Here is a 14,753-nt window from a genome sequence, read left to right as displayed (position 1 = left end):
TAGGTGTACTGCGTTACACATAACAATAAATGGGGTATAATGCCAGTTTTCAACAGAATATAGCTTGCCACACGAAACTACAGCAGTTCCTGTTTACCAAAAATTGCCTTAGCTTCGCTGCTCATTTTATACATACTCTTGCTTGCCCCAAACACATATCTCATTTTATGAAGGGCAATAATAATAAGTTTTTAAAAATACTCCTTTTAGGCCTCCTCAGTGCAATCGGACCATTTTCTATCGATATGTACCTACCGGGATTTCCTAATATCGCCAAAGACCTGCAAACTGATGTCAGCAATATATCACTCACTTTGTCTAGTTTTTTTATTGGCATCTCCGCAGGGCAGTTATTATACGGGCCGCTATTAGATAAATACGGGCGTAAAAAGCCGCTCTATTTTGGCCTTAGCCTCTATATTCTGGCATCTCTCGGTTGTGCAGTTGCTACTTCAGTGAACATGTTGATTGTTTTCAGATTTCTGCAGGCCCTGGGAGGTTGTGCCGGCATGGTTGCCTCCCGTGCCATGGTGCGCGATCTTTTCGATGTAAAAGAAAGTGCAAAAGTATTTTCGCTGCTCATGCTCGTAATTGGAGTTTCGCCGCTATTGGCCCCTACTATCGGGGGTATGTAACTGCGGCTATCGGTTGGCGCTATGTATTTATCATTTTGCTGGCTATTGTATTTCTTATTTTACTGTTGTGCATTTTCCTGTTACCGGAGAGTAAACAACCTTCTCCGGATTACTCCCTGGCGCCACCCGCTATACTCAGAAGATTTGCCGACGTTTTTAAACAGCCCCAGTTTGTAATCTATACTTTTGCCAGCGCCTTTACAGCAGCAGGCTTGTACGCTTATGTAGCCGGGTCTCCACATGTGTTTATGGAGGTTTTTGGAGCCAGCGAAAAACTATACGGCTGGATATTTGCGATGATTGCCGGTGCACTTATTCTGGCAACGCAAATAAACGCACAGATCCTAAGGGTCACATCCAGCGAAAAAATCATACCCAGAGCCATATTCTTCCAAACCTGCGCCGGCATTTTACTATTCGTTGGCTTTGCTTACAACTGGTGGGGTATGACGAGCAGTATTATATTATGCAGCATTTTCCTGGCTTGCCAGGGATTTACCTTTCCCAATGCTTCCGCACTTGCGTTGGCGCCTTTTGATCAAAATGCCGGTAGCGCCTCCGCACTTTTAGGCTGTGTTCAAATGGCAACAGGAGCACTTTCTTCGGCTATGGTCAGCGTCTTTCACGACAAAACAGCCACACCACTCGGGCTGGTGATGGGCTTCTGTGCTTTAACTGCACTTACGATATTGTTAACGGGAAAAGGCATTGTGCGTTATCGCGCACGTAAAGCTGAAGTAGAAAAAGTTCGGTTGACATGCTTTCTGAGTTATAATATTGCACTCAAAGAAAAACTTATAGAACTTCTATTAAAATTTCAAATTTTCTCCCTACCTTTGCAGTCCTTAAAAAAATAAGTTATGAGCAGCGCGATAGCTTTCGTTCACGAGCAATTGACACAGACAAAACAATTTCCAGCTTTTAAAGCAGGTGATAATGTTACTGTAAACTATAAAATTATAGAAGGAAATAAAGAACGTATCCAGTCTTTCAAAGGAGACGTTATTAAAATACAAGGTAGCGGTGCTACTGCATCCTTCACAGTTAGAAAAATTTCTGACGGCGTAGGTGTTGAAAGATTATTCCCTTTTACTTCTCCTAATATCGACTCTATTGTATTACACAAAGTTGGCCAGGTTCGCAGGGCTAAATTGTTCTACCAGAGAGAAAGAAGCGGTAAAAGCGCACGTATCCGTGAAAAACGTATGGCTGTTGGCGCTAAAAGTGCGAAGAAAGCTGCTGCAGAAAAAGCATAATTCAACTAATGATATTAATAAAAATCCTGCCCAAACGGCGGGATTTTTTGTTACTTTACCTTCTTTAAATAAATACGATTGCCGATTTTTTAAACAAGTTCACATCTGCTTTTGTATTCTTCTCGTATCTTTGATAACTAATTTTTATTGATCATGACACAAATTCAACTATTGGGCGCTTTGGGTACAAATGAAATCATCATTATACTGGTAATTGTGCTGCTGTTATTCGGAGGTCGTAAAATTCCTGAATTGATGAGAGGTTTAGGTAAAGGTATGCGCGAGTTTAACGATGCTAAGGACAATGTTAAAAAAGAAATAGAAGAAAGCGCAAACTCTATCACAAGCGAACCTAAAAGAGCCGAATAAACTATTCTTCCATATTTTTTCCTGACTTACAAAAGCCATCCTTTTGCCAGATTTCATTTCTATTGCCCGGTACCATCAGGACTTAAAAGAGGGTACAACATCTTGCTTATCTACTGTTGAAACTTATCTTCAAAAAATTGAAGCCCAAAAGCAGTTAAATGCTTTTGTAGAAGTGTATGCCGAAGAAGCAAGAAGCCGTGCAAAAGAGCTGGACGAATTAGCAACCCCACAAGGTAAACTACACGGGGTTGTGATAGGCATTAAGGATGTTATCTGCCATAAGGGGCATGAGTTAACTGCCGCTTCCAACATACTCAAAGGATTCACCTCGATATTTTCGGCAACTGCTGTGGAAAGACTATTAGCAGAAGGCGCAATTATTATCGGGCGTTTGAACTGCGATGAGTTTGCAATGGGATCTACCAACGAAAACTCTGTATACGGAAAGGTATTAAATGCCGCAGATGAAACGCGTATTTCAGGTGGATCTTCGGGCGGATCGGCAGTTGCCGTACAAGCAGGACTTTGCATGGTTTCGCTGGGAAGCGATACCGGAGGTTCGGTGAGACAACCGGCAGATTTTTGCGGGATCATTGGTTTAAAACCTACTTACGGGCGCATTTCCCGTTACGGTTTGATCGCTTACGCCTCGTCTTTTGACCAAATAGGTATTTTTTCTACTACCGTTGCAGATGCGGCCCTCCTGCTTGAAGTAATGGCTGGCGCTGACGAATTTGACAGTACGGTGTCCAAGAAGCCAGTTCCGGCTTATTCTAAGCAGCTGGAAACCGGCAAAAATATAAGATCGCGTATTTCCCCGAAGCATTGTCTCATCCGGGTTTGGATCCTGAAATTTCAAAAGCCGTAAAAAATAAGCTTGAAGACTGGAAAAGTCAGGGCCATACCGTTGAAGAAGTGCATTTCGACCTGCTTGACTATATCGTTCCGGCCTATTATATTCTTACAACAGCCGAAGCTACTTCTAACCTTTCCAGATATGACGGCGTAAAATATGGCTTTAGAGCCAATAAAGAGACTATTACCGACCTTGATACTTTTTACAAAGAAAACCGCTCGCAGGGTTTTGGGTGGGAAGTGAAGCGAAGAATAATGCTCGGGAACTTCGTATTAAGTTCCGGCTACTACGACGCCTATTTCACCCAGGCCCAAAAAGTAAGGAGAACTTTAACAAATAAATTATCGTTGATTTTCAACGATTTCGATTTCCTCTGTTTACCAACTTCACCCTCTGTCGCCTTTAAGATCGGCGAAAAAATGGAGGATCCTGTGGCTATGTATATCGCTGATATTTACACAGTTATAGCCAATTTAACCGGTGTACCCGGTATTGCAGTGCCCTTGTTCTCCCACCCCGGCAATCAAATGCCATTTGGCCTGCAACTGATGTCTGCTCATTTTAATGAATTATCTTTGCTTTCGTTTTGCAACAATATTTTAGAGAATTAAACGTTATTAAGAATTCGAATAACTACTACAACCAAACCATAGACTTTTAATTGACCTTTTTTAAAAAACATTTTACAAAGAATGATTAATAAAAAACTGGTGGTGAAGCATTGCGGAATGGTGATTCTTTTTCTTCTCTGTCTTATCTCTCTTTCGGGCAAATAAGCCCTTTGGTAATATCTTCCGGAGTCAATAATAATGCCGAAGCTATTAAAAAAGCAGATCCTAAAGGCGGTTTCAAAAATCTCTTCGAAGCCTCTGGTAATTCATCAACCAAAGCAAACACACTAAACGGTGTTAGCATGGAACACCTGAATCCGCAGGCGCTTAGCTTTGTTCAGGATTATATGGAAAAATACTCCGAGGACTTAAAAGAGCTGCAGGCCTGGGGCAAGCCTTATTTTGATATGATGGATGATATTCTTACACAGAATAATATCCCCAAACAATTAAAGTATCTCGCGGTAATTGAATCTAATTTAAAGTCTTCTGCTGTATCATGGGTAGGTGCGGTAGGTCCCTGGCAATTTATGCCCGGTACGGCCACTACAATGGGACTACGTGTTGGCCGTGGTGTGGATGAAAGAAGAGACTACCTGAAAAGTACCAAAGCGGCGAGTAAATACCTCAATTACCTGTTTAATATTTATGAAGACTGGTTATTGGTAGTTGCTGCTTATAATTGCGGACCAGGCCGGGTTAACTCGGCTATTGCTAAAGCAGGTAGCAGTGATTTCTGGAAACTCCAGTATCATTTACCTACCGAAAGCCGTAACCATGTTAAAAAATTTATTGCAACCCATTATATAATGGAAGGTGAAGGCGGAATCACAACTGTTTCCAAACAGCAGGCGCTTGCAATGATGGCAACCGTTAAGGATGAAGTAACGCACAAAGACGTAAAAGTGCAAACCATTAGTGGCCGTTATAATTCGAAAGCTATTATAAAGCACCTGGAGATGAGCCTGGAAGAATTCAGCAGCCTAAATCCCAGTATGGATAAGGTACTCGCTTCCAATGCTACTTACCAGCTCAAATTACCTTTAGAGAAGATGGATTTATTTTTATCTAAGAAAAATGAGATGCTGAACGAATCTATTCAAATGCTGATTAATCCTGAATATAGAAACTAGCATTATTCGTAATAATAAACTTTAGACCGCCTTTGAGGCGGTTTTTTATTTCCCTACCATCCTCCTCAAATGCCAGCTCATTTGGCACCACAGATAAGCCAATCCCCTTTTACCCTGCTTATTCTTCAATCTTCTCAAGAGTCCGCGTTGCACAGTATGCTCCAACAAAATTGTCCATCTTCCATCAATTACTTGAAATGGCATAGATAAGCAATAATAAATGAATATCAGAGATCTCTGTTGTTATCAAAGAAGCAAATTAAGGTTCCTAAAAACAGGGTACTCGTCCCTGATGTAAACAAGCCTCTACCTCCTCTTCAATTCAAAAATAGCAGGCACATAAAAAACCCGCCTTAAAAAGACGGGTTTAAATATTGGTTGTTTTGAATACTGTACAAATTATTGATCTGTAACCTGGAAAGTAATCGGCTGCTTTCTATAGGCCTTTACTTCTCTACCATTTTGAATGGCCGGATTCCATTTACCAGACTTTTTAATTACCCTCGTAGCTTCCTGTTCCATTCCAAAACCAACGCTTGTTAATGCCTTTACATCACTTACGTTTCCTGCAACGTCCACAATAAACTGGATAATTACAGTATAAGTTCCGGGAGAAGCTCCGTTGTCAACAGCAACCTGGCCATCAAGGTTTCTTTCGAGGAAAGAACGCCAGTTACCAGGATATTTTGCATCAACCTCCACTTTGGTAAACACTTCAGGCTCTTTTTCAACCGGTTTAGCCTCAACGAGACCCTTACCTCCATCTGCTGCTGCAGGTGGTGTAACTATACCGATATCTTTGATACCTTCCTGGCTGATCGTACCAATTTTGGTTTCTTTCAGCTCTTCAACCGCAGGTGGTGGTTCTTTTACTTCCTCATCTTTTACGATTTTAGGAGGTGTAAACGCCTTCATTTCAATTTTTGGAGGCGGTGCCTGTTTGGGCGGCGGCGGTGGTGGCGGAGGTGGCGGCTCTTCCGGCTTCTCCTGCTCGATCTGTTGTATAGTAACTTCATTGATCTTTACTGCATCCTCATCTACCGGCGGCTTCATCTGGCTTTTCAGGAATATACCTCCTGCAATTAAAGCGAAGCCAAGACCTGTAGCACCGAGGGCAGTCCACAATCTTTTGTTATAGCTTCTACGAAGTTCGTAGGCGCCGTAACTCTTATTGCGGCCTTCAAACAGAAGGTCCAAGAAGTCGGTACTTAAAATTTTATTGGCGTCCATTGTTCTTTTAATTTGTTAATTATAAGATGCGGGTGTCGGAAAATTCCACACAACTAACATCAGGTTTTTATTGCGCCGCGCTGCTGCTGCCGGTGCTGCACCTTGCGATACACTAATAAGCTCTTTCTCTGTGTCGAATGGCTCCAATAATGCGTAGCGTGCTACTTTATTAATGGTCATTTCGTCCAACAGATCAATTACATTCTTATAATTCGCCTCTTCAGTTGGTTTGATCAATACAAAGAAGTCTTTCTGCCGACAATCTTTGGGATCTTTACCATCTGCCTGGGCTTTTGCTTCGCAAGCGGCATCGGTAACATACCTTGATTCCACCTCTTTCTTTTTCTTGATAATGATATCTCTTATGTCTTTGATTGTTGAAGACTTAAATGCCTGGCTGGCATTCTCGTTGGTCAACTCTCCTTCATAGTAAAAGATATTATTGTCTCTGCCGACCATGATAGTAAGCGCACCTGACATTTTCACCTTAGTTTCCTCTTCTTTCTTATCCGTATCCTTCGGCATATTGAGGTCCATTGTTGTTGGAGAGCTCATGGTAGAAGTGAATATGAAGAAGGTGATCAACAGGAAACCGAGATCCACCATCGGCGTCATGTCTACCCTTGTGCTTAGCTTCTTGGCTTTCTTAACGCCGGGGCCTTTTTTATGTCCGCCACCGTCGCCGGTATCTAAACTTGCCATAACTAATTCTGTTTAAAAAAATTAAAAACTATTTTTTGCTGGTGTTGCGCTCTACCCACAACTCAGTTCCTGACGGAGCACCCTCAGGCATAGTAACCAGGTTATACTTCTGCTCATCATTTTTCTTTAAAGCGTCAATTATTGCTTTAAAAGCAGGGTATTTGGATACATTATCACCTTTAATCAGATACTTTAAAGGCTGACCTGCAAAAACGCTACGAGAAGCAGCGATCCAGTAATACAATTCGTTATTAGCAGAATCTTTTACAGGTACACCTTCCTGAACGTATGTTTTTTTCTGATCTGCCGATAATGCAAGGAACGCTCCTAATTTGTTGAAAGGAACACCGATCATATCGCCAGGGAAATAACCAGCAACCTGTGCATCAGTTACAGGAATATTTCTCGCCTGTGCTGCAGCTTTAATAATATCTCTCGCCAGTTGCGGATCTTTTTGAGCCATGATAGAGAAATATACTTTATCATCTTTATCAATGCTGATCATTACCGCATCATTCTCCGGTAATTTTTGAGATGAAACCGAATTAGGGGTCGTAATGGGAACTGCCTCAGCCGGTTTAAACTTAGTAGCCATGATAAAGAACGACAGGATAAGGAATGCGATGTCCACGAAGGGCGTCATGTCCGTATCAGTCGACTTTTTGGCTATATTATGTTTAGGCATATTGAATAATTATTTTGATATGAGACGAATTAATCCGGAATTTCCATAAAATCAACTTTCGTCTTTGTTACACTTATTATTTGTACAAAGAAGCAAAAGACTGAGTTAAAGTAAATCCAGACTCGTCGATACCATAAGTGATACTATCGATCCGTGTAGTTAACATGTTGTAGAAAATCAATGCTAATGTAGAAGTACCGATACCAATAGCTGTGTTATAAAGGGCTTCAGAGATACCTACCGCAAGAGCAGAAGAATCACCACCGCCTCCAGACGCACCTAATGCTGCGAAAGAACGGATCATACCCATTACCGTACCTAATAACGCTACAAGTGTACCAGCAGATACGATAGTAGAAAGGAATACCAGGTTTTTCTGAAGCATCGGCAGCTCAAGAGCTGTAGCTTCTTCAACTTCTTTCTGGATAGCAACTACTTTTTGTTCAGTTTCCAAACCAGTTTCGTTAATCATTTCTTTATAACGACGAAGACCAGCTTTCATTACATTACCTACAGAACCTTTTTGTTTGTCGCACTCAGCGATAGCTGCGTCAACATTTTTATTAGCCAGGTGATACTGTACTTTACGGATAAAGTTGCTGATGTTTCCTTTACCTAAGGCTTTGCTGATGGTCATGAATCTTTCGATTGCAAATACGATAACCACTAACAACATTCCTATCAGAAGAAGTACAATGATACCACCTTCGTAGATCGCGTTAAATGCCCCTTTAGGTCCAACGTGGTGAGGCCAAAAACCACCTGCTGCGTCAGGCGCCTTAAATCCTTCGGGATTACCCATACCAAATCTCCAAATGCTATAACCTGCCACTACACACAAAATGGGTGCGAGCCAGGAGATTGCGTTACTGCTCTTTTTAGGTTGCACAGATGTCGTTGCTGCCGCTACCGGCTTAGCTTGATTTTCAGCCATGATCTTAGTTTTTTTAGTTTTTTAAATATTAAAGCTTGTGAAATAGATTACAATTCTAACAAAAAATAATTTATAACAAAATTTTTCTTTGTTATTTTTTTCTGATTAAAGAAGTAATGTTTAATGATTATTTAATGCCTATAAATGGTTATTTAATAACCATTAAATTAATACAAATGCCTTGCAGTCTGTAATATAGCCGTCGTTATTTTGGCATGAATATATGAAATTTATAACCAATACAAATTTGTTTTTTCTGTTAGCTGCGCAACCTTAATTAACAATACTTTTGTTCGAAGTAATTTTAAATACTCAATTAATCAAAAAAAGCAAATATGTCGACTATTACATTAAAAGGTAATGCAGTGAATACAACAGGCGAATTGCCTGCAGTGGGTAGCCAGTTAAAAGATTTCACCCTGGTTAAAGATGACCTTAGTGAAAAAAGCCTGTCAGACTATAAAGGCAAAAAATTAGTGCTGAATATTTTCCCTAGCATAGACACCGGCATTTGCGCTGCTTCTGCAAGAAAATTTAATGAGGAAGCCAGTTCTCTTGACAATACGGTGGTTGTTAATGTATCCAAGGATCTGCCTTTTGCCTTGAAGCGTTTTTGTGCTGCAGAGGGATTGAATAATGTAGAAAACCTCTCGGATTTCCGTGGGAGTTTTGGCGCTGATTATGGTGTTACTATTGCGGACTCCGGTATGAAAGGTTTACTGAGCCGCGCAGTAGTGGTTGCCAATGAAGAAGGACAGATCGTTTACACAGAACAGGTACCTGAAATTGCGCAGGAGCCGAACTACGAAGCAGCATTATCTGCATTAAAATAAATCACCACTATAACAACTGAAAACTCCCGCGAGCCGGGAGTTTTCTTTTTTGGGATATCTTTGAATGATCAGAAATCAAACAATGAAAGAGGCTTTATTGGTATTTATGGGTGGCGGTGCCGGAAGCGTAATCCGATACCTTGCACAAACCTGGGTAGGCAAATGGTGGCAAAATCAATTTCCGTTGGGGACCTTTCTGGTAAACATATCGGGCTCCTTGCTGATAGGGGTCCTGTTAGGCTTTCTCAGCAAACAAACATCGGACACTTCGGATTGGAAACTACTGTTGGTTACCGGTGTATGTGGAGGCTACACTACCTTTTCTACTTTTTCAAATGAGGGATTCTCATTGTTCAAAGAAGGGCAATACACCTACTTTTTCGCCTACACTTTGGGAAGTCTCCTGTTAGGTCTACTGGCCACATTTGCCGGATGGGTTATAGCCAAATAACTTTCCGGCAGCTTTCCATGATGCGGGTTTATGAATTTTAAGACAGCGATGCTATCTCACCGCTCCCTCAAACTGAACCCGGCCATCAGTCATATTAACCAGCTCATCTAATTCATAGATATTTTCATACCCATAGCCGTACAGGTTAATGTATGTGGGTATGTTTAAGGCCAATGTTACCGGTGTATGATTATTAGTTGCTGACGGTGCCGCCGTTTTGGTAGCAAAATTCACCTGATCGCCCATAAAGTTGTTATTACAATAGATCAACACTCTTGTTTTAGTATCGGGGATCAGCCGCGCCAGGTTGGCTTGTGTAAAATCCGTAAAAGGAAGCGAAATGGCGCCTTTCAAGTGCCTGGCAGCATAACGGTTGGCAGAACGGGTGTCCAAAACAATTGTGTTGGGCTCTTTCTGCATTCTTAAAAAATCGTTCAGGTTCACTAATCTTTTTGCCGGTGCTCCTCCACCTGTCCCACCAAAGCTTTAAAATCGCCATAGTCTGCCAATGCTTTAGGATAATTTACATTTTCCGCTGCATGGCTTTTACTGCAGGAATAGATAACAACAATGGCACCCAGGGCTAACAAGGACAAAGCCAGAACAGATAGTTTTTTATTCATATTGCAATAATTATGGCTACGAAAATCAGGTTTTTGTAGCTTGGTTTAAAAATCAGGTTTACTTTAAACTGGAAACGCAGGAGCAGGTGTAAACGCAACAGTTGCTTAAAACACCGGAGAATGCAATAACTAAAAAGGGATATACTTGCGAATAGAAGACGTTTTACCTGCATTATGTTCCTGAAATCGTGTCGCTAAATCAGCGCAGTGCCCTTTATAGTAGTAATTAAAGGAGATACTTTTTATCACATAGGCATAATACAAAGCATGCGGTGTTTTTGGTGGCCTCGCCCAGAATCCCACGCCTGCATGACGCAGTCGGGCAGGCCCGCCGGCCTAAGGATTTAAATAATTGCTCAAGATTATGCCGGAACAATGCAGTCGGGCAGGGAACTGGGATCTGGAACTTCGCAAACTCATGATTCCTTATCCTTTAGCTTAGTCTTTAAAAATCTTCGGCCTGCGCCGGTTTTGAAATACTTTTCTCTAGCAACAGCTTCCAGCCTGGTTTCAAACTGCTCAAAATATACCAATACAAAAGGGATATACTTGCGAATAGAAGACGTTTTACCTGCATTATGTTCCTGAAGTCGTGTCGCTAAATCAGCACAGTGCCCCTTATAGTAATAATCAAAGGCTACACTCTTTATCACATAGGCATAATACAAAGTAAGGGGTGTTTTTGGTGGCCTCGCCCAGAATCCCACGCCTGCATGACGCAGTCGGGCAGGGAACTGGGATCCGGAACTTCGGAAACTCATGATTCCTTATCCTTTAGCTTAGTCTTCAAAAATCTTCGGCCTGCGCCAGTTTTGAAATACTTTTCTCTAGCAACAGCTTCCAGCCTGGTTTCAAACTGCTCAAAATATACCAATACAAAAGGGATATACTTGCGAATAGAAGACGTTTTACCTGTATTATGCTCCTGAAGTCGTATGGTTAAATCAGCACAGTGCCCCTTATAGTAATAATCAAAGGCTACACTCTTTATCACATAGGCATAATATAAAGTAAGCGGTGTTTTTGGTGGCCTCGCCCAGAATCGAACTGGGATCTGGAGCTTCGGAAACTCTTATACTATCCATTGTACTACGAGGCCAATAATTTGAAGAACATCTCCCCATTGATGCGTTAAAGCTTCATACCGTCCGAAAAAAACATTCAGAGTCGGAACTTGTACTATCCCCATCCGAACGGCGTTCAGCCGGGCGGGCATTGTACTACGAGGCCTGCTGCATTTAGCAGGGCGCAAATTTAAGCGAAAAAGGTTACTCCTGCGCATTTTAATGGACATCGTATATATATTAATGGTACGTTTTTTGAAATTCTTACTGCTAAAGAACACTTCTAATTCATTTTCTAACCTCCCTTAAATTCCAACATCATGGCTAAATACTCAAAAGCTGCAGGAAAATCGGTTAAGAGCGCAGTAAAAAGAATGAAAAAGGAACGCTTACCTCCGGCAACTCAGATAAAAAAGTTACCAGTAAGAAACAGGCAATAGCTATCGGTCTTTCCGAAGCGCGTGAAAAAGGCGCTAAAGTACCTGCAAAAAAACTGCAGCAAAGAAAGCCGCTACCAAGAAAGTTGCTCCTAAAAAAGCTCCGCCCCTAAGAAGGCTGCTCCAAAGAAGGTGGCGCCCAAAAAAGCCGCTACTAAAAAAGCAGCAGCAAAGAAAAAGGCGACACCGGCAAAATCTCCCGCTAAAAAACCTGCCCCTGCCCGTACCGGTACAGGCGGGCGTCCGGCAGGCGGGGCAGCTCCTAAAAAATCGGCTGTAAAATCCGCTGCTCCAAAAGCAGCATCGCCGAAAAAGACCAGGGAAAAGCCTGCCAAAGCGAAAGCAAAAATGCCGGGAGAAACCTCTGACACCGGTGAGTTCATTAGTTCAACATCTGCTAATTCAGGTGAAGAACAGGTTACCAATACAGATGTTAATAATATTGTCACCCCGGAAGCAGAAAATGACGAGGCTGTTTTTGCTGCCAGTACTCCTAACCAGCAATATATGCCGGAAGACTTCAAAGCTTCCGCACAGGACCCCTACCATAGCAATCAAAATCCTTCTAAGGCTAAAACATCCGTAAAACCTTCGGGTAAAAAACCTCTTTGGGATAACAGGAAATAAGATTATTGCTACATAACTCAAAAGCTACTTAAACCAGTAGCTTTTATTATCGTCCCAACAATTAGTGGTTGAGTAACCCCGCTGCATTTGCGGCAAAGATCTTTACAGAGATGGCTAATAGGATCACCCCAAAAAATTTCCTGATAGCAATCAATCCGCTAGGGCCTAAAAGTTTCGATATTCCACTTAATGACTTAAGAACCGTGTAGATGACAATCAGGTTTAATACAATAGCAAAAAGAATGGTGTATACCCCGTAGTTGGCCTTCAATGACATAATGGTGGTTAACGTTCCGGATCCGGCAATCAACGGGAATGCCAGGGGCACTACGGTTGACGCCTTTACATCTCCGTCGGATTTAAAAAACTCGATTCCCAAAACCATTTCCAGTCCGAGTATAAAAATTACTATGGAACCGGCAACGGCAAAAGATTTAACATCGAGTCCCAATACATTTAGTATTGGCCCGCCCAGGAATAAAAATAAAATCATTAATGCCCCTGCAATGATGGTAACCCTAAACTCCCTGATGCCGCCTGCTTTGTTTTTTATAGAAATAAGTATAGGCACCGATCCTATAATATCAATAATAGCAAAGAGTGTAAAAGCAACAGTAAGAATTTCTTTGTAGCTTAAATTCATATCAGCTGGTTTGTTGGTTACCAATAGCAAATGCTATACGAATATAGATGATTGTTTCGGGTATTCGAATAGTTGAGCTTGCTCTTGCCGGCCCAACCATTTAGAGCCTGAACCGGATCCCTGCATTTAATGATCTGCCCAAAACACTATAACCATATACTTCATAGTAATCAGCATCTAACAGATTAGTTACCTGCGCAAAAACACTGATTTTTGATTTCAAAAACGAATAAGACCCATAAATATCCCAAAGATGATAACCAGCCAACGGTACTGTTCGCTGCCCGTAAGGTGGAACGGATTCAAAATACAGATCGTTTCTTTTGCCAAAATTCTGGAAGTGAGTGCTCACATAAAAAGCGGGCGTAACCTGGTATCCTAAATTCAATCCAAATGTATGCCGCGGGCGTTTAAATAAATTATTATATGTGGTATCGCCATTCGAAGCAGGCGTAGTTACTTTTCCTTCAACAAACGTATAGAACAGTTTTAATTGAAGATCATCGTTAATCTTTACAGAGGATTCTATTTCCAGTCCCTGGTCTTTTTGCTGGTTATAGTTGGTATACTGCTGATTTTGATAGGCTATGATATTTTTTGTATTTCTTTTAAAAACAACCGCTCGTATATCCAGCTTATCATTAATACTGGTGTATTGCAAACCTCCTTCGAAAGTGTGAGATTCTTCGGGCTTCAAATTTGGGTTAGCACCAAACGAGCCATATAATTCAGACAAAGCCGGAGCCCGGAACGCAGTTCCATAATTTACAAAAATCTTCACCTGGTTGTTTACTATGTAAGAGGGATTAACAGAGTAGGTAAATGTGTTCCCATATTTTGAATGATTGTTAAGTCGCCCTCCCATTTCCAGATTAAAGCCTTTCCAATCCCTCAGGAACAAGGACAAATAGGGGCTCACCATTTGTATATTGGTATCCAGGTTAGTTGGGTTAGGGTTTTTCATGGAAATATCGTCATACCTCACTCCCAGCAATGTTTGAAAATGCTGGTGCCAATCCACCTGATTAAACAATTCGGCAGTTTTCTTATTTCCTTCGTAAGACTTTACATAACCATCAGGATATTCTCTTTTTACGTCATCAAACGAAAAGATACCAGTTAGGGTTCCCTTGTCAAAACGATATTGAGCCTGTGTTCCGGCAGAAAGTAGTTCGCTTGCAAAACGGTTAGCGCCGCCTATAAAAGCATCATTGGCAAAACTACTTTTAAAGTAAGCATACCTGAAAAATGGCTTTACATGAAAGTTATTGGTAACCGCGCCATCTATATCCATACTCAAAGAGTTGCGCAGCATACCATTACGAGGGAAATCTTGCGTACCCAGTGTATCTTTTGCTTCTGCAATACCCCCGGTTTCGTCATGCATAAAAGAAAGGTTGTAAGAGGACTCTTTGAAGCTGCCATTTAACCCTGCATTCGCCTTGAGGGTGTTATACCGTCCATAGCTGATGCCCCCATACAAATTCGCAGCTTTCCCTTCTCCCTTGCGGGTAATGATATTAATTATCCCCGCTATCGCATCGGTTCCATAAAGCGTGCTCTGCGCTCCTTTTAAAATCTCCACTCTTTCTACCGACTCTACCGGCAGCATTCGCAGGTCGTAGGCACCACCTACTCCCGTAGGATCGTTTACAGGCACGCCG

17 protein-coding genes, 1 tRNA gene and 3 pseudogenes are annotated in these 14,753 nt (G+C 41.6%); 9 read left to right on the top strand and 12 right to left on the bottom strand.

Features of this window, described 5'->3' with window-relative positions:
- The first annotated feature begins 29 nt into the window (after positions 1-29).
- The 5 genes and pseudogenes from MKP07_RS42460 to MKP07_RS12865 all read left to right on the top strand — a co-directional run bounded on the left by MKP07_RS42460 (position 30) and on the right by MKP07_RS12865 (position 4,860).
- Positions 30-1,492: pseudogene (locus MKP07_RS42460) on the top strand (multidrug effflux MFS transporter).
- Between the two features lie 3 nt (positions 1,493-1,495).
- On the top strand, positions 1,496-1,891 hold the full coding sequence (rplS, locus tag MKP07_RS12880) for a 50S ribosomal protein L19 (RefSeq protein WP_240847555.1): 396 nt from the start codon (positions 1,496-1,498) through the stop codon (positions 1,889-1,891).
- Positions 1,892-2,044: 153 nt separating this feature from the next.
- The gene (locus MKP07_RS12875) at positions 2,045-2,260 is read left to right on the top strand and encodes a Sec-independent protein translocase subunit TatA/TatB (RefSeq protein WP_114793086.1); all 216 of its coding nucleotides are present in this window, start codon (positions 2,045-2,047) and stop codon (positions 2,258-2,260) included.
- A 172-nt stretch (positions 2,261-2,432) separates the two neighbouring features.
- Positions 2,433-3,727 (top strand): annotated as a pseudogene (gene gatA / locus MKP07_RS12870) (Asp-tRNA(Asn)/Glu-tRNA(Gln) amidotransferase subunit GatA).
- 110 nt (positions 3,728-3,837) lie between these two features.
- Positions 3,838-4,860: a lytic transglycosylase domain-containing protein gene (locus tag MKP07_RS12865; RefSeq protein ID WP_240847554.1), complete on the top strand. Its 1,023-nt coding sequence runs from the start codon at positions 3,838-3,840 to the stop codon at positions 4,858-4,860.
- 399 nt (positions 4,861-5,259) lie between these two features.
- Here the strand turns inward: MKP07_RS12865 and MKP07_RS12860 are convergent, their stop codons facing one another.
- The 4 genes from MKP07_RS12860 to MKP07_RS12845 form a co-directional block, all read right to left on the bottom strand.
- On the bottom strand, positions 5,260-6,090 hold the full coding sequence (locus MKP07_RS12860; protein WP_240847553.1) for an energy transducer TonB: 831 nt from the start codon (positions 6,088-6,090) through the stop codon (positions 5,260-5,262).
- Between the two features lie 15 nt (positions 6,091-6,105).
- Entirely contained in the window at positions 6,106-6,792 is a 687-nt protein-coding gene (locus MKP07_RS12855) for an ExbD/TolR family protein (protein WP_240847552.1), read from the bottom strand.
- 28 nt (positions 6,793-6,820) lie between these two features.
- Positions 6,821-7,477: an ExbD/TolR family protein gene (locus tag MKP07_RS12850; RefSeq protein ID WP_240847551.1), complete on the bottom strand. Its 657-nt coding sequence runs from the start codon at positions 7,475-7,477 to the stop codon at positions 6,821-6,823.
- Between the two features lie 76 nt (positions 7,478-7,553).
- Positions 7,554-8,411 (bottom strand): MotA/TolQ/ExbB proton channel family protein, encoded by an 858-nt coding sequence (locus tag MKP07_RS12845; RefSeq protein ID WP_240847550.1) that lies wholly within the window; start codon positions 8,409-8,411, stop codon positions 7,554-7,556.
- A gap of 335 nt (positions 8,412-8,746) precedes the next feature.
- On the opposite strand from MKP07_RS12845, the gene tpx reads away from it, so the two are divergent.
- Positions 8,747-9,244: a thiol peroxidase gene (gene tpx, locus MKP07_RS12840; protein WP_240847549.1), complete on the top strand. Its 498-nt coding sequence runs from the start codon at positions 8,747-8,749 to the stop codon at positions 9,242-9,244.
- Positions 9,245-9,326: 82 nt separating this feature from the next.
- On the top strand, positions 9,327-9,695 hold the full coding sequence (gene crcB, locus MKP07_RS12835) for a fluoride efflux transporter CrcB (protein WP_240847548.1): 369 nt from the start codon (positions 9,327-9,329) through the stop codon (positions 9,693-9,695).
- Positions 9,696-9,746: 51 nt separating this feature from the next.
- On the opposite strand, the gene MKP07_RS12830 is transcribed toward crcB, so the two are convergent.
- The 6 genes from MKP07_RS12830 to MKP07_RS12810 all read right to left on the bottom strand — a co-directional run bounded on the left by MKP07_RS12830 (position 9,747) and on the right by MKP07_RS12810 (position 11,417).
- Positions 9,747-10,139: a rhodanese-like domain-containing protein gene (locus MKP07_RS12830; protein WP_240847547.1), complete on the bottom strand. Its 393-nt coding sequence runs from the start codon at positions 10,137-10,139 to the stop codon at positions 9,747-9,749.
- Positions 10,139-10,318, bottom strand: coding sequence for a hypothetical protein (locus tag MKP07_RS12825; RefSeq protein WP_240847546.1), 180 nt, complete (start codon positions 10,316-10,318; stop codon positions 10,139-10,141). The genes MKP07_RS12830 and MKP07_RS12825 overlap by 1 nt, the downstream gene beginning before the upstream one ends.
- Before the next feature lie 129 nt (positions 10,319-10,447).
- Positions 10,448-10,567, bottom strand: coding sequence for a GIY-YIG nuclease family protein (locus MKP07_RS42455; protein ID WP_394803652.1), 120 nt, complete (start codon positions 10,565-10,567; stop codon positions 10,448-10,450).
- Between the two features lie 167 nt (positions 10,568-10,734).
- Positions 10,735-11,079 (bottom strand): GIY-YIG nuclease family protein, encoded by a 345-nt coding sequence (locus MKP07_RS12820; RefSeq protein ID WP_240847545.1) that lies wholly within the window; start codon positions 11,077-11,079, stop codon positions 10,735-10,737.
- Positions 11,076-11,312: a GIY-YIG nuclease family protein gene (locus MKP07_RS12815; RefSeq protein WP_240847544.1), complete on the bottom strand. Its 237-nt coding sequence runs from the start codon at positions 11,310-11,312 to the stop codon at positions 11,076-11,078. The genes MKP07_RS12820 and MKP07_RS12815 overlap by 4 nt, the downstream gene beginning before the upstream one ends.
- Before the next feature lie 30 nt (positions 11,313-11,342).
- Positions 11,343-11,417 (bottom strand) — tRNA-Arg (locus tag MKP07_RS12810).
- A gap of 392 nt (positions 11,418-11,809) precedes the next feature.
- On the opposite strand from MKP07_RS12810, the pseudogene MKP07_RS12805 reads away from it, so the two are divergent.
- A pseudogene (locus tag MKP07_RS12805) lies at positions 11,810-11,932 on the top strand (DUF6496 domain-containing protein); the annotation flags it as partial.
- A 19-nt stretch (positions 11,933-11,951) separates the two neighbouring features.
- Positions 11,952-12,446, top strand: a complete 495-nt coding sequence (locus tag MKP07_RS12800; RefSeq protein ID WP_240847543.1) for a hypothetical protein — start codon at positions 11,952-11,954, stop codon at positions 12,444-12,446.
- 61 nt (positions 12,447-12,507) lie between these two features.
- On the opposite strand, the gene MKP07_RS12795 is transcribed toward MKP07_RS12800, so the two are convergent.
- Together MKP07_RS12795 and MKP07_RS12790 are read right to left on the bottom strand one after the other, a co-directional pair.
- On the bottom strand, positions 12,508-13,089 hold the full coding sequence (locus MKP07_RS12795; RefSeq protein ID WP_240847542.1) for a MarC family protein: 582 nt from the start codon (positions 13,087-13,089) through the stop codon (positions 12,508-12,510).
- 100 nt (positions 13,090-13,189) lie between these two features.
- Entirely contained in the window at positions 13,190-14,749 is a 1,560-nt protein-coding gene (locus tag MKP07_RS12790) for a TonB-dependent receptor plug domain-containing protein (RefSeq protein WP_240847541.1), read from the bottom strand.
- Between the last annotated feature and the right edge of the window lie 4 nt (positions 14,750-14,753).

Origin of the sequence: Paraniabella hibiscisoli (assembly GCF_022512515.1) — a bacterium.
Lineage (GTDB): Bacteria > Bacteroidota > Bacteroidia > Chitinophagales > Chitinophagaceae > Niabella > Niabella hibiscisoli.
Note: the sequence above shows the minus strand (reverse complement) of the source record. Positions and strands in the feature narration are given on the sequence as shown.